Origin of the sequence: Streptomyces sp. CB02009 (genome assembly GCF_001905825.1) — a bacterium.
Lineage (GTDB): Bacteria > Actinomycetota > Actinomycetes > Streptomycetales > Streptomycetaceae > Streptomyces.
Genome location: NZ_LIVV01000007.1, coordinates 124,747 through 146,510 on the forward strand (window position 1 = coordinate 124,747; position 21,764 = coordinate 146,510).

Here is a 21,764-nt window from a genome sequence, read left to right on the forward strand (position 1 = left end):
GGGCAGGTAGGTTCACACCGTGAGCGAGAACACGCACGACAAGCTGCCCATCCGGATGCTCCACGACCGCGTCCTGGTCCGCACCGACTCTCCGGAGGGTGAGCGGCGCTCCGGCGGCGGCATCCTGATTCCGGCGACCGCCGCGGTGGGCCGTCGTCTCGCCTGGGCCGAGGTGGTCGCGGTCGGTCAGAACGTCCGTACCGTCGAGATCGGCGACCGGGTGCTGTACGACCCCGAGGACCGTGCCGAGGTCGAGGTGCGGGGCGTGGCGTACGTCCTGATGCGGGAGCGCGATCTGCACGCGGTGGCCGCGGACCGCTTCCAGGGGACGACGGACTCGACCGGGCTGTATCTCTGACCCCGTGTGCTTCGGAAGGCCTTGGTGACCATGGTCACCAAGGCCTTCCGCCGTTCTTTGCTAGCCTGGAGACACCCGACGAGACGCGCCGTACCGGGATTCCGACAAGACGACGCACCCCTGTTGTTCCGTCTCGCGGAGGTGTCGTCATGGCCTGGGTTCTTCTTGTCGTCGCGGGTCTGCTGGAAGTCGGCTGGTCGATCGGGATGAAGTACACCGACGGCTTCACGCGGCTCTGGCCCAGCGTGTTCACCGGTGCGGGGATCATCGCCTCGATGGTGCTGCTGTCGCATGCCGCGAAGACCCTGCCGATCGGTACGGCGTACGGCGTGTGGGTGGGTATCGGCGCGGCCGGTGCGGCGGTGCTCGGCATGGTGGTGCTGGGTGAGCCGGCGACCGCCGCCCGGATCTTCTTCGTCTGTCTGCTGCTGGTCGCCGTCGTGGGTCTGAAGGCGACCTCGGGTCACTGACCCGGGGTGCCGCGAGGCGGCCTGGGGCTGCGGGGCGCCGCTCCCGGTCCCGCCTCGCCCAGCTCGTACGGCCCCGCGGGAGCCTCGTGTGCCTCTCGCACCTCTCGTGCCTCGCGCGCCTCACGAACATCAGGAGCCTCTGAGACCTCAGGGGCTCCTGATGCGTCGGGGGCTGTCGAGTCGTCAGGAGCCGTAGAGGCATCCGAGACACCAGGGGCGTTCGAGACACCAGGGGCGTTCGAGGTGCCGGGAGCGGCCGAGGCGGCAGCGCCCGCCGCGGCGTCCGGGGCATCGGGCGACGGCGGGAGCGGCGGCGGTTCCTCCGCCCCCGGCATCAGCTGGAGCTCGAAGTCCCGCGGGGTCGTCCCCGCCAGTGCCTCGCGGGTGAACTGCGCCCAGATCTCGGCGGGCGTCCCGCCCCCGTTGATCCGGGCCTGTCCGAGCGCGCCGTACAGCGGTTCCTGCCGGCCCGACTCGGGGTCCTGGCCCATCACGGCGACGACCGCGGCGAGTTCCGGGGTGTAGCCGGCGAACCAGGCGGCCTTGTCGTCCTCCGCCGTGCCCGTCTTGCCGGCGGCGGGGCGTCCGACGGCCTGCGCGGCCGTGCCCGTACCCGTCTCGATGACGCTCCGCAGGATGGCCGTGGTGGTGTCGGCGGCCTCCCGGCTCACCGCCTGCCGGGACGCCGGAGCCGGGACGGCCATCTCCTGGCCGTCCCGGCTGAGGCCCTCGACGAGGGAGTACCCGCCGTGCCGGCCGTGCGCGGCGAGGGTCGCGTACGCCGTCGCCATGTCCAGGACACTCGCCGTGGCCGCGCCGAGCGCGATGGAGGGGGAGGCGGTGAGGTCGGGGGTGGAGCCCGGCAGGCCGAGGTCGACGGCGGTGCGGCGCACGTGCCCAGGGCCGACGTCGACGGCCATCTGGGCGTACACGGCGTTCACCGAGAGATCGGTGGCGGCGCCGACGGGGAGCTCGCCGAAGCTCTCGTCGTCCTCGTTGGCGGGATCGTACGGGGCGCCGTTCCAGCCCTCGACCGGGCGCCGGTTGCTGCCGTCGTACACGGTGTACGGGGTGATCGGCTCGCCCTGCTGGGTCTGGGCGCCGCTCTGGACGGCGGCGGTGAAGACGAAGGGCTTGAAGGTGGAGCCGACCTGGTAGTCGCGCCGGGTGGCGTTGTTGACGTACTGCCGGGTGTAGTCGACGCCGCCGTACAGGGCGAGGACCTTGCCGTTCGCCGGGTCGATGGCGGCCGCGCCGACCCGTACGAACCGGTCGGCGGGGGTGCTCGCCGGGTCGAGCTTGGACATGACCTGCTCCTCGACGGTCTCGACGAGCGCGTCCTGCTTGGCGGGTTCGAGGGTGGTGGTGATGCGGAAGCCGCCGCCGGCGAGGGTCTTCTCGTCGACGATGCCGTGCTCGGTCAGGTACTCCTCGACGGCCTGGACGAGATAGCCGCGCTGGCCGGAGAGGCCGGTCGCGGGGCGGGCGGTCTCGGGGGTGGGGAAGCGGGCGGCGGCGCGGTCGGCGCGGGTGAGCCAGCCTTCGCCGACCATGCCGTCGAGGACGTAGTTCCAGCGGGCGACGGCCTTGGCGCGGTTCTCGGGGTGGGTGGTGACGTCGTAGGCGCTGGGGGCCTTGAGGACGGAGGCGAGGTACGCGCCCTCGGCGGTGTCGAGGTCCTCGGCGTCCTTGCCGTAGTAGGCGCGGGCGGCGGCCTGGAGGCCGTAGGCGTTGCGTCCGAAGTAGCTGGTGTTCAGATAGCCCTGGAGGATGTCCTCCTTGCTCTTCTCGCGGCCGAGCTTGATCGCGATGAAGAACTCCTTCGCCTTGCGGGTGAGGGTCTGCTCCTGCCCCAGGTAGTAGTTCTTGACGTACTGCTGGGTGATCGTGGAGCCGGACTGGCGGCCCTTGCCGGTGACGGTGTTCCAGGCGGCGCGGACCATCGCCTTGGGGTCGACGGCGCGTGAGGTGTGGAAGTCGCGGTCCTCGGCGGCGAGGACGGCCCGCCGGACGGTGAGCGGGACGCGGTCGAGCCGGATGTTCTCGCGGTTGACCTCGCCGTCGCGGGCGAGGGTGGTGCCGTCCCGGTAGAGGTAGACGTTGGACTGGGCGAGGGCGGCGGAGTTGGCGGGCGGGATCTCCACCAGGAGGTACCCGGCGGCGAAGACGCCCGCGAGCAGCAGGGTGCCGAGGAGCAGGAGCCCGAAGAGGGTGCGCAGGAGGCGGCGGGGACGGCGCCTCGGCGTGCGCGAGGGGGGAGTGGAGAGGGTGGGGTCCCTCGGCTCCCAGCCCGTGGGGCGGGCCGGCCGGGGGGCGTCGGAGTCGCTCGTACCGGAGGAAGGGGGCATGGCAAGTCATATTGCCCCTTAAGGGGCGAAACTCCTGAATGCGACCCGAGGTGGCGGGAAATCCGGTCGCGGGGCCGCGGCGCCCTTCGCTAGGGTCGTGCGCTTCGGCGTTTTTCGGTTCTTTACGGACTGGGGAGGAGAAGCCGCATGCTGCGGCTGTACTCGACGGTGGCCGCGGGAGGCTTCCGGCGGCATGCCACCTACCGGGTGGCGACGGCGGCGGGGGTGTTCACCAACTCCGTCTTCGGTCTCGTCCTGTCGTACACCTACATCGCCCTCTGGGACGAGCGCCCGCACCTCGGCGGCTACTCGATGGACGACGCCCTCGCGTACGTGTGGATCGGGCAGGCGCTGCTCACGGTCTGCGGCCTGATGGGCGGCGGCTTCGAGGTCGAGCTGATCGAGCGGATCAGGACCGGGGACATCGCGGTCGACCTCTCCCGCCCGGCCGACCTCCAGGCCTGGTGGTTCTCGGCCGACCTGGGCAGGTCCGCCTACCAGTTGCTCGGCCGCGGGGTCGCTCCGATGGCGGTCGGCTGGCTGGCCTTCCGCTTCACCCTGCCGGCCGGGCCGGGCTCGTGGCTCGCCTTCCTGCTTGCGGTGGCGCTCGGATCGACGGTCGGCTTCGCGCTCTGGTACCTGGTGGCCATGAGCGCGTTCTGGCTGCTCGACGGCCAGGGCGTGGTCCAGGTGGCCTGGCTGGGCGGCCTGTTCTTCTCGGGGATGCTGCTCCCGCTCAACGTCTTCCCCGGCGCGCTCGGCGAGGTCGCGCGGGCCCTGCCGTGGGCCTCGCTGCTCCAGGTGCCGGCCGATGTGTACCTCGGGAAGTACGAGGGCTGGGGCCTCGCGGGGGCGTACGCCTTCCAGGGCGGCTGGGCGCTGGTGCTGCTGGGCGCCGGCCGCGCGGCGCAGGCGGCGGCGACGCGGAAGGTGGTGGTGCAGGGTGGCTGAGGCGACGCGTACGCCGGTGGGGTCCGGGGGCCGTTCCGGAGGCGCGTCTGGGGGTCGCTCCGGAGGCGGGTCGGGAGGTCGCTCCGGAGACGGGTCCGGTGGCCGCTCCGGAGACGGGTACGACCGGGCTGCCGCTCCCGGCCGCCTGGGCGACGCCTGGCGGACGTACCGGATGGTCGCGGGGATGTGGATCCGCTCGACGATGACGTACCGGGCGTCCTTCCTCATCACGCTGTTCACGAACTTCTGCGTCACGTTCTTCGACTTCGTCGTGATCCTGCTGATGTTCGGTCAGGTGAAGGGCCTGGGCGGCTTCGCCTTCGCGGAGGTCGCGCTGCTGTACGGGACGGCGGGCACGGCGTTCGGGATCGCGGACCTCACGGTGGGCTCGCTCCAGCGGATGGGGGCACGGGTCAGGGACGGCTCGCTCGACACGTTCCTGATGCGCCCCGCGCCGCTGCTCGCGCAGCTCGCCGGGGACAAGTTCGCGCTGAAGAGGTTCGGCCGGGTCACGCAGGGCCTCGTCGTCCTGGTCTGGAGCCTGTGCCTGCTGGACGTGGCGTGGACGCCGCTGAAGGTGCTGCTGCTGCCGGTGTCGGTGGTGAGCGGCGCGGTGATCTTCGGGGCGGTGATGGTCGCCGGCGCGTCGGTGCTGTTCTGGATGCAGGACGCGGCGGAGGTGACGAACGCGTTCACGTACGGCGGGAACACCCTCCTCCAGTACCCGCCGACGATCTTCGCCCAGGACCTGGTGCGGGGTGTGGTGTACGTCGTACCGCTGGCGTTCGTGAACTGGCTGCCGGTGCTGTACGTGCTGGACCGGCCGGCGCCGGCGGGCGTGCCGGAGTGGGCGGCGTTCGCGTCGCCGCTGGTGGCGGCCGTGTGTTGCGGAGTGGCGGGGCTCGCGTGGCGGGCCGGGGTCCGCGCGTACCGATCGACGGGAAGCTGAGGGCAGAGCATGGCATCGCACACGACGGGCCCGAGGGACGGGGCGGCAGGGGGCCCGACCGGTGGCCGGCCTACCGGCCCGCCCACCGAACCGTTCATCGAACTGGAGGACCTGGAGAAGGTCTTCACGGTCCGGCGGAAGGCGGCGGGCCTCCTCCGCCGCGAGAAGCGAGAGGTGAGAGCGGTCGACGGCATCAGCTTCACCGTCGAGCGCGGGGAGATGGTCGGCTACATCGGCCCGAACGGCGCCGGGAAGTCGACGACGATCAAGATGCTGACCGGCATCCTCACCCCCAGCGCCGGCCGGCTGCGCGTCGCGGGCATCGACCCCGCGCGCGAGCGCACCCGTCTGGCCCAGCGCATCGGAGTGGTCTTCGGCCAGCGGACGACACTCTGGTGGGACCTGCCGCTGAAGGACTCGTACCGGCTGATGCACCGGATGTACCGCATCCCCGACGCCCGCTTCCGGGAGAACCTGGACCGCTGCGTGGAACTCCTCGAACTGGAGGAGCTCCTCGACGTGCCGGTACGGCAGCTGTCGCTGGGCCAGCGGATGCGCGGGGACATCGCGGCGGCCCTCCTCCACGACCCGGAGGTCCTCTACCTGGACGAGCCGACGATCGGCCTGGACGTGGTGTCGAAGGCGAGGGTGCGGGAGTTCCTGAGCCATCTCAACACCACCGAGGGCACGACCGTCCTCCTGACCACCCACGACCTCACGGACATCGAGCAGCTGTGCTCGCGGGTGATGGTGATCGACCACGGGCGCCTGATGTACGACGGGAAGCTGTCGGGCCTGCACGCGGTGGGGGAGAGCGAGCGGCTCCTGGTGGTGGACCTGGAGCGGGAGCTGCCGCCGATCGAGGTCCCCGGCGCCCGCTTCGTACGGGCGGAAGGCCCCCGCCAGTGGCTCGCCTTCCCGGCCACGGCATCGGCGGCCCCGCTGGTCGCGGAGGTGGCGGCGACGTATCCCCTGCTGGACCTCTCGGTGCGGGAGCCGGACATCGAGACGGTGATCGCGAAGATGTACGGGGGAACTCGGGACGAGCGCCGGGAGTCCCTGATGTAGGAGGTCGGGCCCATGGTGAGTTTTTCGTACACGGCAGCGGACGAGGAGAAGAGCAGAGGCGTCCGCCGCATGAAGTCGCTGGCGACGGCGCTGCTGCTCACCGTGGCGGTGATCTACGCCCTGGCGACCTGGGCGGAGAACGCGGGCTGGGGGCCCTGGACGGGCTATGTCGCGGCGGCGGCGGAGGCGGGCATGGTCGGCGCGCTCGCGGACTGGTTCGCGGTGACGGCGCTCTTCCGGCGCCCGCTGGGCCTGCCGATCCCGCACACGGCGATCATCCCGACGAAGAAGGACCAGCTGGGAGCGTCGCTGGGCCAGTTCGTCGGAGAGAACTTCCTCTCCGCCGACGTCGTACGGGGCAGGCTGGCGGCACTGGGCATCGGCCGACGCCTCGGCGGGTGGCTGGCGGACCCGGCGCACGCGGACCGGGTCACGGCGGAGGCGTCCACGGCGCTGCGGGGCGCGCTCACCGTGCTGCGCGACTCCGACGTGCAGGCGGTCGTGGGCGAGGCGATCACCCGGCGGGCGGAGGCGGCGGAGATCGCGCCGAGCCTCGGCAAGACACTGCAGAAGATCGTCTCGGACGGGGCGCACCACCGGGCGGTGGACCTCGTGTGCACCAGGGCCCACGACTGGCTGGTGACCCACGGCGACTCGGTGATGGACGCGGTGCAGGGCGGGGCGCCGGGCTGGACGCCGCGCTTCGTGGACAAGCGCATCGGCGAACGCGTCTACAAGGAGCTCCTCCGCTTCGTCACGGAGATGCGGGACATGCCGGGGCATCCGGCGCGCGGCGCGATCGACCGCTTCCTGACCGACTTCGCGGCGGACCTCCAGGCGGACACGGACACCAGGGCCCGCGTCGAACGCCTGAAGTCGGACCTGCTGGCCCGCCCGGAGGTCCAGGACATCATCGCCTCGGCCTGGTCCTCGGTCCGCAACCTGATCATCGCGGCGGCCGAGGACGACCGCAGCCAACTCCGCCTCCGCGCCCGGGCGTCCCTGATGTCCCTGGGCAACCGCCTGGCGACGGACACCCGCCTCCAGCAGAAGGTGGAGGGCTGGGCGGAGGACGCGGCGGCCTACGTGGTCACGACGTACCGGCACGAGATCACGTCCCTGATCACGGACACGGTCGCGGGCTGGGACGCGACGCAGACCTCGAAGAAGATCGAGGCGAACATCGGCCGCGACCTCCAGTTCATCCGCATCAACGGCACGGTGGTGGGCGCACTGGCGGGCCTGCTGATCTACACGGTGAGCCACGCGGCGGGAGGCTGAGGACCGGGGTGCTGCTCACCCCGGTGAGCGGCCACCGGGCGAAGGGTCAGCCCCGGTCGCGGGTGACGGCCCAGGAGGCGGCGGCCATGCCCCCGGCGACGGAGAACACCGCCGGCCAGGCCCCGATCTTCTTGGCGAGCGGGTGGGACCCGGCGAACGCGGCGACGTACGCGGTACCGAGCCCGGCGGCGACCTTGGCCCCACCGACCTGCTGCCACTCCCGAGCGGCTGCGACACCGGCCCCGGCGAGCACGACACCCCCGAGGGGCCGCTTCTTGGTCCACCGGGCGACGGCATAACCACCGACGAGCCCGGCGGCGGCGATGACGGGGGAGGGGATGCGGGGCATGACGGGGCCTTTCGCTCGGTGGGGTTGCCCTTCGAGCCTACGAGGGCGCGCGAAGGCGCTCCCCGCCGGGCACCGGCACCGGCTCGTCACGGGTGGGCGCGGCGCATGCGGCGCACAGGGTCTCGTCGGCGAGCGGCCGGAACAGCATGGGCTGGGTGTGGTGACCGGTGCACTCGCGGGCGCCTTCGAGGCGGACGGAGAGCCGGATCGGTGTGGGGGCGGTCGGGGGCGGAGTCGGCAGGGTGCGGGGCGGGACGTCACGGAGGAGATGGCGGACGAGTCCGCCGGGCCGGTGAACGGGCGTCCCGGCGCCGGGCAGGCCACGGAGGACGTGCTCGTGGACATCGGCGGACGAGTGCCCCGCGTCGAGCCAGCGGGCGGCGAGACCGGCGAGTTCGTCGCGCATGGCGGGCGGGATGTACCGCAGGGCGGGGGAGAGCAGGTGCAGCGCTCCGACGAGGGCGCGGGCGTCCTCGAGGCGGGGGCTGGCGGGCGCGCCGTCGGCGGTCACCGTGGGCTCGGCGGCCTCGGCGGGCCCGGCGGCCTCGGCGGCCTTTGCGGGCCCGACCGGAGGGTTGGAGGTGTCTTTCCTCAGGTGTTCATCTGGATGACCGTCGGTGGGCGGGGTGGTCGGGCGACCGGCGGCCGGATTCCGGGGACTCGGTGCGACCTGCGGGGTGACGGGGTCCGCGCAGGCGGGGAGGGGTGTCCGGGCGAGGAGTTTGGCGGCCTCGCCGGGGGCCAAAGGGGTACTGGAGACGAGCTGCTGGGTGGTCCATCGCCCGCCGGGCCCCTGCACCCGCCGCTCATGCACGAATCCCTCCTCCTTGAGCTGCCGCTTGGCGCGGGTGAAGGCGCATCCCCCGATCCGGGCACGTCGGGCGGTCGCGGAAAGGGACTCGCGCGCGTTCTGCGGGAGGGAGAGCTGCCAGGTGAGGAGTCGAACGGCGTCGGAACTGAGCCGAGGATGCCGAATGATCTCGTGCGAGAACTGACTGAAGGCACGCGAGGGCGCGTTAAAGTGCCGGTAGATCACGGTGGACGCCTTTTCCACGAGTGGTTCAGGCCCTCGCCGACGGTTGCAGCCATCGGCGGGGGCCGTTTTGCGCGAACGTAGCGTGTTGATCGTCCGCGCAGGGACACGTCGGCGGAACAACGCTCGTGTGGGTGACGGAGGAGAGGGGAGCGCGGCGGTGAAGACGATCGGGCTGATCGGCGGAATGAGCTGGGAGTCGACGGCGGAGTACTACCGCCTGCTGAACGAGTTCACGCGGGACCGCCTGGGCGGACTCCACTCGGCGCGTTGCGTGCTCTACTCGGTGGACTTCGCGGAGATCGAGCAGCTGCAGGTCCAGAACCGCTGGACGGAGGCGGGCGAGATCCTGGCGGCGGCCGCACAGGCGCTTGAAGCGGCCGGCGCGGAGATGATCCTGATCTGCACCAACACCATGCACAAGGTCGCCGACCAGGTCGGGGCGGCGGTCTCGGTACCCCTGCTGCACCTGGCCGACGCCACCGCGCAGGCAGTACGGGCGTCGGGCCTGCACCGAGTCGGCCTGCTGGGCACGGCGTTCACGATGGAGCAGGACTTCTACCGGGGGCGCCTGGAGGAGGGCGGGCTCGCTGTCCACATCCCCGATGCCGACGGCCGAGCGCTCGTTCACCACGTGATCTACGACGAACTCTGCCGCGGCATCGTGCGGGAGGAGTCACGTGCCGCGTACCAGAAGGTCATCACGGACCTGGTCGCCGCCGGCGCGGAAGGCATAATCCTGGGCTGCACCGAGATCGAGCTCCTCATCGGCCCCGAGGACAGCCCCGTCCCGATCTTCCCCACGGCCCGCCTCCACGCCGCAGCCGCCGTGCAGGCGGCACTGCCGACCGACTAGCCCGACCCCGAACCGGCAACGAGAGTGCGGGCGCGGCCGCCCTCTTTCCGAGTGTGGCGCCCTCCACCACCGCGTCAAGGGCGCCTTCGGCGTCGGCTTCGCCGATGGGCTCCGCCCACCCTTGACCCGGCGGCGGAGGCCGCCTTTTCCCACTCGGAGGGCGGCCGAGGGCCGGGGCCGACGCCAGGGCCCGGGTAGTGGCCGGTGCTTGGGGGCGTCTGATTGCCGGTGGGTGGGGGGCTTGGTTTGTGGCGGGGGTGAGTGGGCTCCGGTCGGCCGGTTCGGGGTGCGCGGTTGTTGAATGGGGCGGCCCGGCAGCGCTTAGCGACCGACCTTCGTCGTCGGGCTGGGATTCAGGCCCCGCTGGTCACTGCTGGTGGGTGGTGAGGTGGGGTCGGCGTGAGTTTCTTACACTTTCACCGCCCGTTAAGGGTGATTCGCCCGTTATGGGGCATCTTTCGGGTCGTGTTACTCGGAGTAGCCCGCAGTTTCCTCCACCCACACTCCACCGGCAGTGACCAGCGGGGCCTGAAGCCCCACCACGAACGACCTTCCGCCGCTAAGCCGTGCCCAGCTGCCCCATTCAACAACCGCGCACCCACCCACCGGTCGGCACACGCCCGCCGACGGCGGCCACTGCCCGAGGCCTGGCGTGGACCCGGTCCCCTGGACCGCCCTCCGAGAGTGTTTTCGCTCCTGGAGGTGGTGGGTCAAGGGTGGCCGAAGGCCATCGCGCAGCGACGCGACGAAGGAGCGCCCTTGACGCACCGCCGGAAGGAGCGACTCTCGGAAAGAGGGCGGTCCCACCCGTCACTTACACACCCGGCCCACCTGATGGGCCCACCTCAGCGTTCGGAGGCGTCTCGCCAGTAGTCGGCGAGCATCTCGCCCGGCCACGTCGGCTGAGTCACCGGCCCGCGAGGCAGCATCTCCTGGAACGTCGCGACAAGATCGACGATCTGAGTGCCGTCGTCTGCGTCGAGGTCCACGACATGCAGGTCGTGACCATCGACCTTGAGGAGTCTCGGGAAGGAAGTAGCCAGCCGCGCTGGGCGGCGGTGGTTGTGATGGACGAAGGTGCCGGTCGCCGGCCACGCGGGGTTGTCGCGGGGGCTGCGTGCGTGAAGCGCGACATCGTCCGGTGATCCGAGGTTGAAGAACCACGTGACCTGAAGGTGCGAGAACTCCTCGATGCCCTGCAGGGTCTCCACGGGGAACTCCGGCCGCAGGCGGATGATCGATTCCACGCCGCCCTTGAAGTCGTCGAGCCGTCCGGCATGCCCTCCGACCACGTCGGCGATGACCGGCACCTCGATGAACTGCGTAGCCACGTTGTCCCCTTCTCCCTTACAGAAAAAGCCACTTGTGGGTCCAGAGGCTTCGACTCCGTCAGGCTACTCGTCGGAGTGTGACCCGAGCTCGCTCGTCCACTTCGGTAGCAGACGGGATTCCGCGATTGCGGAACGGGGACAGAGTCGTCCGCATGGTGAGCGCCGCTTCCCGCGTTCTACCGGACTCAACGCCGAGGTCGGTTTCGGCTTAGTTGATCGCGGCGATCGCGTTGCTCTTCTGGCCATTCACGGCCAGCGCCCGCGCACGCACGATGCCGATCAGAGCTCGTTCGCGCGGAGTGGCGTGGACATACACCTTGACCTCGGGCCGTGAGGGCCCTTGGTCAGGGTGACGGGGTAGCGGCGGGCTGTCCACGGAGAGAGGCCGGTGCTCACGGGTGTTGCAGGTGACCGAGCAGCGCGTGGAGGTCGGCGGAGTCCATTCCCCACGGAGTGAGGTCCTCCTCCGGGTCCGCCAGTTCCCGTACGACCGGGTCGTCGAGGATCTGGCCCATGAACTCCAGCTTGCGGCCGAGGCGCTCGTGCACGATGGTGTCGATCGTCCCCTCGGCGACGAGCACCGTCACGCGGGTGTCCGTATCCGGTGCGAGTCCGAGCCGGTGGATCCGGTCGAGGCTCTGGAGGTAGCGGCCGGCTGCGAAGTCGCGGTCTAGGTAGACGGCGTCGTGACAGACGTGGTGAAGGCTGATCCCCTCGCCCAGCGTGGCCGGGTTGGAGAGCAGCACCATGCAGTCCGGGTCCTCGCGGAACCTACGGATCTGCTCGTCCCGGTCCGGTGTGGCGCCGTGGACCACTGCGGGGCGGAGCGAACCGAGAGAGGCCGCGAGCGTGGTCAGGTTTCTGACGAACGTCGACCAGACGAGTGTCTTGCGGCCTGCGCGGGCGTTCTCCGTCACGGTCCGCAGAACGGCCTCGTACTTAGGGGACAGCTCGTAGCGCGGAAGCTCCCGCATGAGATCCAGCAGGGGGAGCCCGGGGTCCGCTGGGCGCCGGCCCGCGAAAAGCGGCAGGGGCTGGTACCGGTCCGATCCGGACTCCAGCAGGGCGGGGTTCGTACTGGCCATCATCAGGTACACGAGCACCTTGCCCAGCCGGGCAAACTCCTCCTGCTCACGGTCCTGGATATCCGTGAGCTGGTTCTTGAGCGCGGCGTAGAGGCGGCGGTGCGCCTCGGGAAGCGGAACGTACTTCACCCGTATGTCCACTGGAGGGAGCTGGAGTTCGTTCTTCGTCGTCCTGGTGAAGAGCGGTCTCAGCACCCGGCTCGCGTGCGCGAGGTCCCCGCCCGCCACCGCCCGGTCCACGGCTCGCCGCCCGTGACCGGGCCAGACGAACGAGAGGAGGCTCTCCAGGTCCTTGGCGCCGTTCGGCGCCGGAGTCCCGGTGAGGATGAGGCGGTGCGCGGCCAGCGGCCCAAGGGCCATACAGCTGGCCCCGTACGTCCCCCGGACTCCCAGCTTCATCCGGTGGGCCTCGTCCAGGACCATGAGCGCCGGGGCGGCCGAGAGCCACTCGGCGAGCTGGGACTGCTGTCTGCTCAGCCGCTCGTAGTTGACGAGCAAGATCTCTGCACCGCTGTCCTCCGACCGCTGGAAGACGCGGAGAACGGGGGGCACGGAGAAGCACATGGCAGCTTCGTCGGTCCAGGCCTCGTACGCGGACTTGGGGCTGACTACCAGAAGCCGCCGGACTTTGCCGGCCTGCCGGAGGGCCGCGTATACCGCCAGAGCGGCGCGGGTCTTGCCCGCCCCGGGGACGCTGAAGTTGGCGCCGTGCGTGAGGGACAGCAGCTTTGCGATGTCGCGCTGCTGGAAACTAGTCAGCGGAGCCGTCCAGGCCGGGCCGAGGAGCGCCGGGACGTCAGAGGGCGAGACCTCTCCCCGTACCTGCTCGCCGCGCTGCCCCGCCTCCAGCCGGGCTTCCACCGCCTGTGAATCCCGTACCGACCCTTCGGCGAGCGCCTTCAGGCCGGGCGAGAACGCGACACCCTGCGGGTCGTACCAGTGGGTCAGCAGAGGCAGCTGGGCGAGGAACTCCTCCAGGTCCACCTCCGCCGCCTGAGGACCGCGCTGGCTCCCGCTGCCGTACCGTGCGATGAACCGCACGAGATGACCCTGGCCGTCCGCGAGGCTCCGGAACACCACTTTTGTACGGGTCTCGTCAAAGCTGATTCTGAGCGAAGGCTCTTCGGTATCGGCCACGCTCAGTCCTCGCTCGCCTTGATCAGCCAGCTGACACCCTCACCGCGCGTACTGACACCACGGCTGGCCTGTCGGGCCAGCTTCGCGAGACTGCTCCGGACCCTGAGCAGCGCGCTGTCGAAACTCGCCTCGTCGAGGCTTTGGCTGCCGAGCGCCTGCACCAGATCGCTCACGCTCTGGTCGATTGACGCGCGCGCGTCGTCGAGACGCTCCGCGGTGGTCTGCCTGACTTTCCTGAGCCGGTCGTCCCGCTCCGCCGCGTCCAGCGCGCGGCGCATCCCCTTGCGTGCTTCGGTGATCTCGCGTTGGGCGGCCTCACGTACGGCGTCCGGAACGTTCCGGGAGGACCAGGTGGCGCGGGCCTGGAGGATCTGGTCGGTGACGGCCCGGGCCCGGATGACCGGATCCGAGGGCGGGGCGACGGCGACGGACAGACCAGGGATGGAGATTCCGGCCGGGCTCTCCCCGCCGGAACCGGCACCCTCGAACAGAGTGGGGAGGCTTTCCTCCAGGTAGTCCCCCTGGAAATCCTCTCCGATGACACGGGTCTTGGTCTTGGCGAAGTCCAGGATGATGGCCGCGATCCGATTCTCCTTGACCCGCTCGGCCTGTTCCTGACTCGAAGCCCGCACCTTCTCGTACGTACGGTGCAGCTCCTTCAGGTTCTCCTGATGGCCCTCGAAGTCCGAGAGGCCGAGCTGGGCGCCTTCTGGCGTGGCGCTGCGCTCGATCATGTCCCGGATCACTCCGAGGATCCAGCGCTCCTGCCGGAAGGTCTTGAGCTGGATGTGGAAGTCGCGGGCGATGTCGGCCGCCTCGCGACCCATCTCCTCCTGCTCCTCCATGGCGATCAGGCGGTTGATGTAGGAGTAGTCACGACGCTTGTCGGGGCGCAGCTGAAGGGTCAGCTCGACCGCGTTGATGTCGTCCCAGGTGAAGGAACGGGGGAGGACGCCGACCCGGATCGAGGTGCGCCCCAGCCGGCGCAGGGCCGCGGCACGTGTGTTGCCGTTCACGAGGATGCCCTCGTGCGTCATGAGTCCGGGTTCCTGCTGGTCGACGGAGCGCAGGCTGTCCAGCAGTGCTTCGAAGTCAGGGTCCGTCTCGTCCGGGCTGGCGGGCTTTCCCCTCAGCAGGCGGTCGAGGTATTCCTGGCTCTCCACGCTCCACGGGTCCGACTTCAGCCCGCGGGCGAGGTCGGGGTCGTGGTCGCGCTGAGCCCTGATGCGGTGAGTCGCCGGGTTGTAGTAGACGTCGCGCAGCGGCATGTCGATGACACCGACATGAAGCGGACGGCCGTTCCACTCCACGGTCACGGTCTCGCTGATTCCGTCGCCTTCGGTGGACTCATGGAGCCGCCGTGCGACGAGCTCGGTGTTCTCCGGGCCCTTAGGCGGAAGAGCGAATGCCAGCATTCCCACGTTTCTCCTCAACTCCGGACCTCGGCCCGTTCTTTCTTCCAGCTCTCCGCTAAGACGGGCTACGGCCGTCTGACCGCCGTGCGGACCGTCTCACGGGACTCCGCCGGCAGACTGCGGTACTCGCCCCACAGCCGCTCCATGGCGCTGAAGTCCCGGTGGTCGGCGGCCACCCACTGTGCGAAGAGCTCGCGCTCCACACCGCTCATCTTCCCCAGCCGGCCAAGGATGTCCGCCACGTCGGTCTGCCGGCCCCGGCCGCCGATCCTGCACCGCCGGCACTCGATGACCAGCTCGACGGTCTTGCCGCCCGGCTTCAGTACCTCGCGGCGGGCGATGTCCAGCTGGGCGGTCTCGATTCCGCCGTCGTACGCCTCGCCGGCAGCGATGCCGCACACCCGGCAGAGGTGATCGTCCCGGTCGAGGATCTCACGGCGCTGCGGAGCGCTGATGCCGGCGGCGGCCGGCTTGATCCGTGCCTGACCGGGCTTCCAGACCTCGGCCCCCTGCTCGACGAACCGGTGCTCGTTCGGGGAGAGGGTGGGGTCCTCGCGATTTGTCGCAATGACCCAGCCATGTACCCGGAGATCGCGCATGCGACGGTCGATCTGCGAGGTCTCCGGGAACGCCTCGCGCAGCTGGGTCTTGGTGAAGACCGAACCCGCGCCGACCTCGGTGACGAGCCAGAGCGCGCAGCGGACCATGGTCCCCTGTGTGCTAGTCCGCCACGAGGGAATGCCGGTGTCCACCACGATGATCTCCTTAAGGCCGACCAGGGGTCTGCGTCCGCGTGCGGTTGCCGGCGCCCGGATCCGTTTGCCTTCCATTGGACGCGGGGGCCGGCCAGTAGATCAAGCTGTCCCGGGTGTTTGCGGCCCAACGCAAACATGTGGGTGCGCGGGTCGGCGGAAACGCAAACACCGGGAGACGGAGCTCACGGCAAATGCAAACATCCGGGTTCGCCGGAACGACTGGTTCCTGTGTTGTCCTGCGCATGATCGCGTCAGACTGAATGATCGACAAATGCGTTCGTCTCTGGAGGTTCGATGGCAGCTCTGGGTCGAGTAAGGGAAACGTTCTGGGAAGGGTGTACGCCCGAGGGCATCGCGTTTGCCACGGAGTTCCGTGCGCTGGTGAACGCGATGACGTCCCCCAAGCAGCGTGTCCGCGCACTGCAGTTGGGCATCGCGCCCAGCACCCTGTCCAACTACTGGATCGGCCGCCGCATCCCCTGGCAGTCGCGCCTTCGTGCCCTCTTCGCGGCGGCACGGAAGTACTCGGCTGGTGACGCGCCGGTGACCCTGGCCGCGCTTGAGAAGCTGCGTGTGTATGCGCGGCTGAACCGGCTCAGCCGCGACGCCCACGCCGCGTCCGTCATCGGGAGGCTGCCTGACGTGGCTCTCGCGTCCGGCACGGACGCCCCGGAATCCGGCACCGTTCCGGCAACGGGACCGGCGCAGGACCGGCGGAACGATGGGAACACCGGGCCGCTGGAGACCGGGGAGAACCTGGAGAGCTCAGAGATGCCGGGGTACTCGTCGCAGGACCCGGGAAACCAGGAGGGACCGGAGGCCGCCGAGACGAGCTCGGAGGTCACCGAGAGTGGCGCGGTGGCTGAAACCCTGGGGATCCTGCGGGCGGCGCGGGCATCGGGGAACCTCCGGCAGCTCGTCGGTACGGCCTGGTCGGCCAGTAGGGCCTTCAGTGAGGCCGAATTCTGCGCTGCCGTCGCCGCGCTCCACACCACCGGCGACGCGGACCTGGCCGAGGCGCTGCTTCTCGCCGACGGACAGCGTGACGCGGACGCCACGATGCGGCTGGCTCTGGCGCTGATGGGCGCCGATCTCGGAAGCTCCGCCGAGCTCGTCATGCGGGCCAGCCTTCCCGCGGAGGCCAGCCTGGGGCGCTAGCCGACGGCCCTCGGGGCATTCCGAAGAACACCAGCACGGGGTGGGACGACGTCGCCGCTCCGGTCTCTGTGGCGCCCGGATCCGGACCGCCTCCTCGCTCACGTTGCACAGGAGTCCCTTCATGCTGCACATTTCGCTGGCCCTGATCGTCGGGATCGGCTTCGCCGTCTTCGTCGCGGTCGTCGCCGCCGCCGCTGCCTTCGCCCTCTCCAGGGGGGAGGGGGAGACGATGTTCGTCTCGGTCCGCTGGGGAGCCGGAGCCTTCGCCGGCGCGCTCACCCTCGGCATCCTGATCCTCACTCTGCTCAGGAGTGTGGCGGGTTAGCCACCGTGGGCGCCGTGCGAGGAGTACGCTCCCGATCCGCCCGAGGCGCGGTCAGACGCCCGTGCCTGATGCCGCACACTTATGTGGGCGCTGTCTGTTCTCGGGGCTCATTGTCAGTGGGGTCTGTCACCCTCTGTGATGGCTGGTGGCACAAGGCGCCAGCCGGGGTTCGCGTACGAAGGAGGGTGCATGGCCGGCACTGCATCGGAGTTCACCTCGATCGAGATCTGTGCTGGAGCCGGCGGACAGGCCATCGGCCTGCACCGCGCGGGTTTCCGGCACCTCGCGCTCGTGGAGATCGACAAGAACGCCAGGGAGACGCTGCGGCGGAACATCGAGACGCGGCCGGACTGGGCGTGGGAGCTGCGGCACTGTGACCTCAGCCACTCGGACGTGCAGGATTTCGAGCCCCTCGAAACCATCCGCCGGGATGGGGCGCCGCTCCAGCCGGAGGAGCTGGACCTCCTGGCCGGCGGCGTGCCGTGCCCTCCGTTCTCGCACGCCGGAAAGCAGCTGGGCAGGGACGACGAGAGGGATCTCTTCCCGCGCATGCTCGATCTCGTGGGAAAGCTCCGCCCCCGGGCGGTCATGATTGAAAACGTGCGGGGCATTCTGGACCCCAAATTCGAGGACTACCGGGACTACATCAGGGCCAGGCTCGCAGGTGGCTCGTACCGCGAGGTAGACGGGACCGAAGTCACCGTAAAGGGGATGAACTACCGGGTCTGTCACTGGGGGCTTCTGGAGGCCAGTAACTTCGGGGTCCCGCAGCTCCGCCCGCGTGCGATTCTCGTCGCCATCCGGGAGGACGTCCTGAAGGACGTGAAGTACGAGTGGCCCACGCCGACGCACGAGGAGCCGTTCAGCGTCGCGGAGGCGCTGAAGGAGTCGATGGAGGCGCGGTACGCCGCTCACTACGACGGCGTCCGTGAGCAGCAGGCGCGGGATGCCCTGGAGAGGTGGCACCGGAAGGCGTCGGAGCGACACGCGGAGCTCAGGGCCAAGGGCAGCGCCGGCATCGCCCCCACGCTCGTGGGCGGCTCCAAGAAGCACGGCGGGGCCGACCTCGGTCCGAGCCGGGCCAAGGCGGCCTGGAAACAGCTGGGTGTGTCGGGCCTCGGGGTCGCCAATGACGCCGAGACCGCCGAGAAGAAGAACTCGGCGGACCGCGACCTCTTTGGCGCGGACGGCCCGATGCTGACGGTCGAACAGGCCGCGATCATCCAGGGCTTTCCGCACGACTGGATCTTCGACGGGGGCAAGACGGCTCAGTACCGGCAGGTCGGCAACGCCTTCCCGCCGCCGGTCGCCGAGGCTGTGGGCCGCTCGATCATGGAGGTCCTGAAGGCTGCCCGGGAGAGGGACGCGCAGCAGTCCTGATCAAGCAGAGTCCGTGCCTGTGTCCGTGCCCATTTTCGCCGCGCGGGCACAGGCGCGGCGCTTCTCTACTTCGGCGGCGATCCGGAGGGCGCACTCAGCGGGTGCCTCGTGCTCCCAGAAGCGGAGGACGGTCCATCCCGCCTCCACCAGCCGCGCGTCCGTGTCCCGGTCGCGGGCCATGTTGCCGGCGACCTTGTCCGACCAGTAACCGGGGTTCGTTTTGGGCGGCACGTAATGTTCGGGGCATCCGTGCCAATAGCACCCATCGATGAACACTGCGACCCTCACCGGCCGGAAGACGATGTCTGCCGTCCGCCGCAGGTCGGCCACCGGCCTGGCGGCCACGCGGTAGCGCAGCCCCTGAGCGTGCAGCAGCCTCCGGACCAGTTGCTCCGGCTTCGTGTCGCGGCTACGGATGGCCTGCATATTGCGCCGGCGGGCGGCAGATGAGGCCCAGGAGCCCGGCGGGAGTTCCGGCTCCCCGGCCGACGGGCGGGTGTCCTTCTGGCGCGGATTGTCCATGGTGCTGGCGGCCCCTACAGAGGCGCGGGGACGGTCGGCTGTTCCCCGGGGAGGGGGACAGCGTAGAAGAGCCCATTGATTTCGGCCCTGGCCCGGCTGCTTTCGGGGCCGACTTGAGTAAGGGCCGTGGAGAGCCACGATCCCTTTCCTGGAACGCCGAGGCCGAGTGCCCGGGCGATCTGAGGGTGCGGATTCAGGTGCCCGAGGATGGCGATGCCTTCGGAGCGCAGCCTGTTTCTGGCGTCGCGGACCCGCTTGGGGCTGTCGTCCTGCCGGGCGACGGTGAGAACGGTGTCCCGGTTGATGATGCGTCCCTGAATCCGCCGGAACAGCTCGTCGGTACGTAGCTGTCCGCTTCTTCCCCCGCCAGCTCCGAAGATTGCTTCCCGGTCGGCTTGGCTGGTGTGGAGAAGGATGTTCTCCGGGAGCTTTGCCCGGTTGGCAATCCAGAGGACGGCGTTCCGCCCCGACGCCGAAAGAGTTCGCTTGCCGTCCCGGTTCCTGCCGGGGTTCAACACGTCGTCGCGGATGCGCAGGATTCCCGCAGTGAATTCACCTTTCCGGTCGTTGGCGGAGACGAGAAGGCAGATGTGCCCGTCGGCCTCCGACGGAATGGTCCAGTTCTGTCCGACGGTGAACTTCGAGTCGACCTCATGACTGGCGATCACGTAGTCCATGCTCCGGCCGCGACCCAGGCCGAAGGCGCTCCTCAGGATGATCTCCACCTTGGTGCCGAGGTAGGTCTTCTCGGTCTTTTCCAGCGTGTCGATGTCGAAGCGGCCGGTGCGCTGACCGTCCAGCACTTCGTCGAATGCCTGCCGGATCGAGTCTCCTATGACCTCAACCGCCTGTCGCTGCTCCAGCCAGGCGGCCACCTCGGAGACAGCGGCGTCAGGTTCTGGGGAGCAACTGGGCCGGCTTCCCATGTTCTGCGCGGCCGCGATGTCGAAAGGAAGGAAGGATTCCTGCACTGCTGTCAGCTCCCCGGATGTGTCCCCGCCCGATGTGCGACTCGGATCACTCTGCCCCTTGGCACTCCTCGTACCGTTCTGAGCCGCACCCGCATTCTGCCGGACCGGCCAGCGGTCATTCCGCCCCGTGGCACTCCCCGTACGTCCGTTCCGAGCCGCACCAGCATGTGTCCGCCCAGGCCGGCGGCCAAGCCGTCGCCTTGCCTCTGGCTGCCAGGGTCGTCGCGTACTGGGGCAGCAGGTCCGCGTTCGACGGGCGGGTGGATTCCGAGGCCGCGAAGGCTTCGTACGAGGGGACCGTGGCGCGGACGATGCCCAGGTTCGGGGTGCCCGCCTGGGCGAGTTCGCGGAGGGAGGCTTCGATGTCCGTCAGGTGGGCGCGGTACGTGGGGTACTCCGCCTCCAGTTCCGGGTACGCCGCGAGCAGTTCGTCCAGTTCCGGTTCCGGCCAGTGCAGGACCGCCACCGGGAACGGGCGGGACAGGGCCGTGCGGTAGGTGCCCAGTTCCGAGCGGAGGCGGTTGATCTCCGCCTGCAGTTCCGCCGGGTCCTCCGAGCCCAGCGACCACAGGCGCTTCGGGTCGTGCAGTTCGTCCAGCGGGACGGCCCCCGTGTGCAGGCGGTCCGCCTGGGCGTCCCAGTCGTCGTGCTCCAGTGCCAGCATCCGGCGGACGCGGTGCCGGGTCATCAGGAGCGACTGCGTCGCGTGCGGGAGTTCCGCCGAGGTGACCAGCAGCGCCGCCGCCTCCGTCAGCGTCTGCTCCGCCGCCTCCAGTTCGTCGTGCGCCTCCAGCGTCTCCGCCGCGATCTCCCACGGCGTCGCGTCGGTGGGCCGTGCGCTCCGGACGCCTTCGATGATCGCGCGGGCCTCCGCCTCGTGGCCGTACTCCCACAGGTTCGCCGCCTTCAGCGACCTGATCAGGAGCGGGTTCGCGGGGGTGGCGGAGAGCAGCTCGTCGTACAGGGCCGTCGCTGCCTGGCGGTCGCCCGCCAGTTCCAGGTGTGCCGCGGCCTGGAGGTAGAGGGGTTCCCGGTCTCCGGGGTACTGCGCTGCCGTGCGCAGCAGGCGCTCGGCTTCGGTGGCGTGGGCGGCAGGCGTGTCGGGGCGCATGCCCTCCACCGTACTGCTGTACGGGCCTGGAGAGTTGGCGCCCCAGCGCTTATCGTGCCCGGCGTGCGGGCCAGGGTGGGGCAGCGGGTGCCGGTCGTCGTCCAGTCGCGAGGGCGGCGCCGTACCGGTGCGCGCGTGCTGTGGGTGTGTGCCGAGACCGTCGTCACCTGTGGTGTCGTGGTGCTGCTTCTCGTGGTGCATCAGCTGTGGTGGACCAACCAGCAGGCCCGTGCCGAGGCCCTTCAGCAGGTGCGGGTCCTCGAGCGGGAGTGGGACATCTCTCCTCCCGGGCCGACCTCGCCGACCTCGCCGACCGGGCCTGTCGCCGATGCCGGTGCCGGCAGCGGTGCCGATGCCGGCGCCGGTGGTTCCTCGCCCAGCGGCGCCCCCTCGGACGGTGCCACCCGTCGGCCCGCCCCCGATGCCGCCCCGGGCCGGAGCGATCCGGCGCCCTCCGACGCCTTCGCCGTCCTCCGCATCCCCCGTCTCGGCCTCACCGTCCCCGTCGCCCAGGGGATCTCCAAGCGGTCCGTCCTCGACAAGGGGTACGTCGGGCACTACCCCGGCACCGCCGCCCCTGGCCGTAGCGGGAACTTCGCTCTCGCCGGGCATCGCAACACCCACGGCGAGCCCTTCCGGTACATCAACCGGCTCGCCGAGGGCGACGTCATCTCGGTGCGGACCCGGGGGGCCACGTACACCTATCGCGTCGACCAGATCCTGCCCCGCACCGCTCCGCGTGACGTGGGGGTCGTGCGGGCCGTGCCCCGGTCGATCGTCAAGCCCTCGTACGGGTACGACGCCCCCGGCGCCTATCTCACCCTCACCACCTGCACCCCCGAGTTCAGCAGCGCCTACCGGCTCGTCGTGTGGGCGAAGCTCGTCTCCTGAGGAGGGGCGTCCTCGCCCTG

Annotated in this window: 21 protein-coding genes and 1 riboswitch; of the genes, 11 read left to right on the forward strand and 10 right to left on the reverse strand. The window is 70.2% G+C overall.

The window, feature by feature from the left end:
• The first annotated feature begins 19 nt into the window (after positions 1-19).
• Positions 20-358: a GroES family chaperonin gene (locus tag AMK27_RS27350; RefSeq protein WP_015033852.1), complete on the forward strand. Its 339-nt coding sequence runs from the start codon at positions 20-22 to the stop codon at positions 356-358.
• A gap of 49 nt (positions 359-407) precedes the next feature.
• Positions 408-477: riboswitch (guanidine-III (ykkC-III) riboswitch) on the forward strand.
• Between the two features lie 30 nt (positions 478-507).
• Positions 508-828 carry a DMT family transporter gene (locus tag AMK27_RS27355; RefSeq protein WP_073913474.1) on the forward strand — a complete coding sequence of 107 codons (321 nt, stop codon included), beginning with the start codon at positions 508-510 and terminating at the stop codon, positions 826-828.
• On the opposite strand, the gene AMK27_RS27360 is transcribed toward AMK27_RS27355, so the two are convergent.
• Complete coding sequence (locus AMK27_RS27360) at positions 822-3,176, reverse strand: transglycosylase domain-containing protein (RefSeq protein ID WP_073913477.1); 2,355 nt, start codon at positions 3,174-3,176, stop codon at positions 822-824. The two genes, AMK27_RS27355 and AMK27_RS27360, sit on opposite strands and share 7 nt — an antisense overlap.
• 150 nt (positions 3,177-3,326) lie before the next feature.
• Here AMK27_RS27360 and AMK27_RS27365 point away from each other — a divergent pair, with 150 nt between their 5' ends.
• The 4 genes from AMK27_RS27365 (at position 3,327) to AMK27_RS27380 (ending at position 7,425) form a co-directional block, all read left to right on the forward strand.
• The gene (locus AMK27_RS27365) at positions 3,327-4,127 is read left to right on the forward strand and encodes an ABC transporter permease (RefSeq protein WP_073914418.1); all 801 of its coding nucleotides are present in this window, start codon (positions 3,327-3,329) and stop codon (positions 4,125-4,127) included.
• A gap of 184 nt (positions 4,128-4,311) precedes the next feature.
• Complete coding sequence (locus AMK27_RS27370; RefSeq protein WP_445194875.1) at positions 4,312-5,076, forward strand: ABC transporter permease; 765 nt, start codon at positions 4,312-4,314, stop codon at positions 5,074-5,076.
• A 9-nt stretch (positions 5,077-5,085) separates the two neighbouring features.
• On the forward strand, positions 5,086-6,144 hold the full coding sequence (locus AMK27_RS27375) for an ABC transporter ATP-binding protein (RefSeq protein WP_241847617.1): 1,059 nt from the start codon (positions 5,086-5,088) through the stop codon (positions 6,142-6,144).
• Between the two features lie 12 nt (positions 6,145-6,156).
• On the forward strand, positions 6,157-7,425 hold the full coding sequence (locus AMK27_RS27380; protein ID WP_073913484.1) for a DUF445 domain-containing protein: 1,269 nt from the start codon (positions 6,157-6,159) through the stop codon (positions 7,423-7,425).
• Positions 7,426-7,471: 46 nt separating this feature from the next.
• Here the strand turns inward: AMK27_RS27380 and AMK27_RS27385 are convergent, their stop codons facing one another.
• Complete coding sequence (locus AMK27_RS27385) at positions 7,472-7,774, reverse strand: hypothetical protein (protein ID WP_073913487.1); 303 nt, start codon at positions 7,772-7,774, stop codon at positions 7,472-7,474.
• Between the two features lie 37 nt (positions 7,775-7,811).
• Positions 7,812-8,588: a hypothetical protein gene (locus AMK27_RS27390; protein ID WP_143204884.1), complete on the reverse strand. Its 777-nt coding sequence runs from the start codon at positions 8,586-8,588 to the stop codon at positions 7,812-7,814.
• Positions 8,589-8,967: 379 nt separating this feature from the next.
• Here AMK27_RS27390 and AMK27_RS27395 point away from each other — a divergent pair, with 379 nt between their 5' ends.
• Positions 8,968-9,663 carry an aspartate/glutamate racemase family protein gene (locus AMK27_RS27395; RefSeq protein ID WP_073913491.1) on the forward strand — a complete coding sequence of 232 codons (696 nt, stop codon included), beginning with the start codon at positions 8,968-8,970 and terminating at the stop codon, positions 9,661-9,663.
• A gap of 845 nt (positions 9,664-10,508) precedes the next feature.
• Here AMK27_RS27395 and AMK27_RS27400 read toward each other — a convergent pair.
• The 4 genes from AMK27_RS27400 to AMK27_RS27415 all read right to left on the reverse strand — a co-directional run bounded on the left by AMK27_RS27400 (position 10,509) and on the right by AMK27_RS27415 (position 15,386).
• Positions 10,509-10,994 (reverse strand): TrmO family methyltransferase domain-containing protein, encoded by a 486-nt coding sequence (locus AMK27_RS27400; RefSeq protein WP_073913494.1) that lies wholly within the window; start codon positions 10,992-10,994, stop codon positions 10,509-10,511.
• Between the two features lie 392 nt (positions 10,995-11,386).
• Complete coding sequence (locus AMK27_RS27405; protein WP_073913497.1) at positions 11,387-13,216, reverse strand: DEAD/DEAH box helicase; 1,830 nt, start codon at positions 13,214-13,216, stop codon at positions 11,387-11,389.
• 2 nt (positions 13,217-13,218) lie between these two features.
• The gene (locus AMK27_RS27410) at positions 13,219-14,631 is read right to left on the reverse strand and encodes a hypothetical protein (RefSeq protein WP_073913500.1); all 1,413 of its coding nucleotides are present in this window, start codon (positions 14,629-14,631) and stop codon (positions 13,219-13,221) included.
• Positions 14,632-14,696: 65 nt separating this feature from the next.
• Positions 14,697-15,386, reverse strand: coding sequence for a hypothetical protein (locus AMK27_RS27415; RefSeq protein ID WP_445194876.1), 690 nt, complete (start codon positions 15,384-15,386; stop codon positions 14,697-14,699).
• A 381-nt stretch (positions 15,387-15,767) separates the two neighbouring features.
• Here AMK27_RS27415 and AMK27_RS27420 point away from each other — a divergent pair, with 381 nt between their 5' ends.
• The 3 genes from AMK27_RS27420 (at position 15,768) to AMK27_RS27430 (ending at position 18,249) form a co-directional block, all read left to right on the forward strand.
• Positions 15,768-16,544, forward strand: a complete 777-nt coding sequence (locus tag AMK27_RS27420; RefSeq protein WP_143204885.1) for a hypothetical protein — start codon at positions 15,768-15,770, stop codon at positions 16,542-16,544.
• 121 nt (positions 16,545-16,665) lie between these two features.
• Positions 16,666-16,869, forward strand: a complete 204-nt coding sequence (locus AMK27_RS27425; RefSeq protein ID WP_073913506.1) for a hypothetical protein — start codon at positions 16,666-16,668, stop codon at positions 16,867-16,869.
• 189 nt (positions 16,870-17,058) lie between these two features.
• Complete coding sequence (locus AMK27_RS27430) at positions 17,059-18,249, forward strand: DNA cytosine methyltransferase (RefSeq protein ID WP_073913509.1); 1,191 nt, start codon at positions 17,059-17,061, stop codon at positions 18,247-18,249.
• Here the strand turns inward: AMK27_RS27430 and AMK27_RS27435 are convergent, their stop codons facing one another.
• The 3 genes from AMK27_RS27435 to AMK27_RS27445 form a co-directional block, all read right to left on the reverse strand.
• Entirely contained in the window at positions 18,250-18,771 is a 522-nt protein-coding gene (locus AMK27_RS27435; protein ID WP_073913512.1) for a very short patch repair endonuclease, read from the reverse strand. It abuts the gene before it with no gap.
• A gap of 14 nt (positions 18,772-18,785) precedes the next feature.
• Entirely contained in the window at positions 18,786-19,742 is a 957-nt protein-coding gene (locus AMK27_RS27440) for a NaeI family type II restriction endonuclease (protein ID WP_107425688.1), read from the reverse strand.
• 115 nt (positions 19,743-19,857) lie between these two features.
• Positions 19,858-20,853 carry an SEC-C domain-containing protein gene (locus tag AMK27_RS27445; RefSeq protein WP_073913515.1) on the reverse strand — a complete coding sequence of 332 codons (996 nt, stop codon included), beginning with the start codon at positions 20,851-20,853 and terminating at the stop codon, positions 19,858-19,860.
• A 63-nt stretch (positions 20,854-20,916) separates the two neighbouring features.
• On the opposite strand from AMK27_RS27445, the gene AMK27_RS27450 reads away from it, so the two are divergent.
• Positions 20,917-21,744 carry a class E sortase gene (locus AMK27_RS27450; protein ID WP_107425689.1) on the forward strand — a complete coding sequence of 276 codons (828 nt, stop codon included), beginning with the start codon at positions 20,917-20,919 and terminating at the stop codon, positions 21,742-21,744.
• The last annotated feature ends 20 nt before the right edge of the window (positions 21,745-21,764 follow it).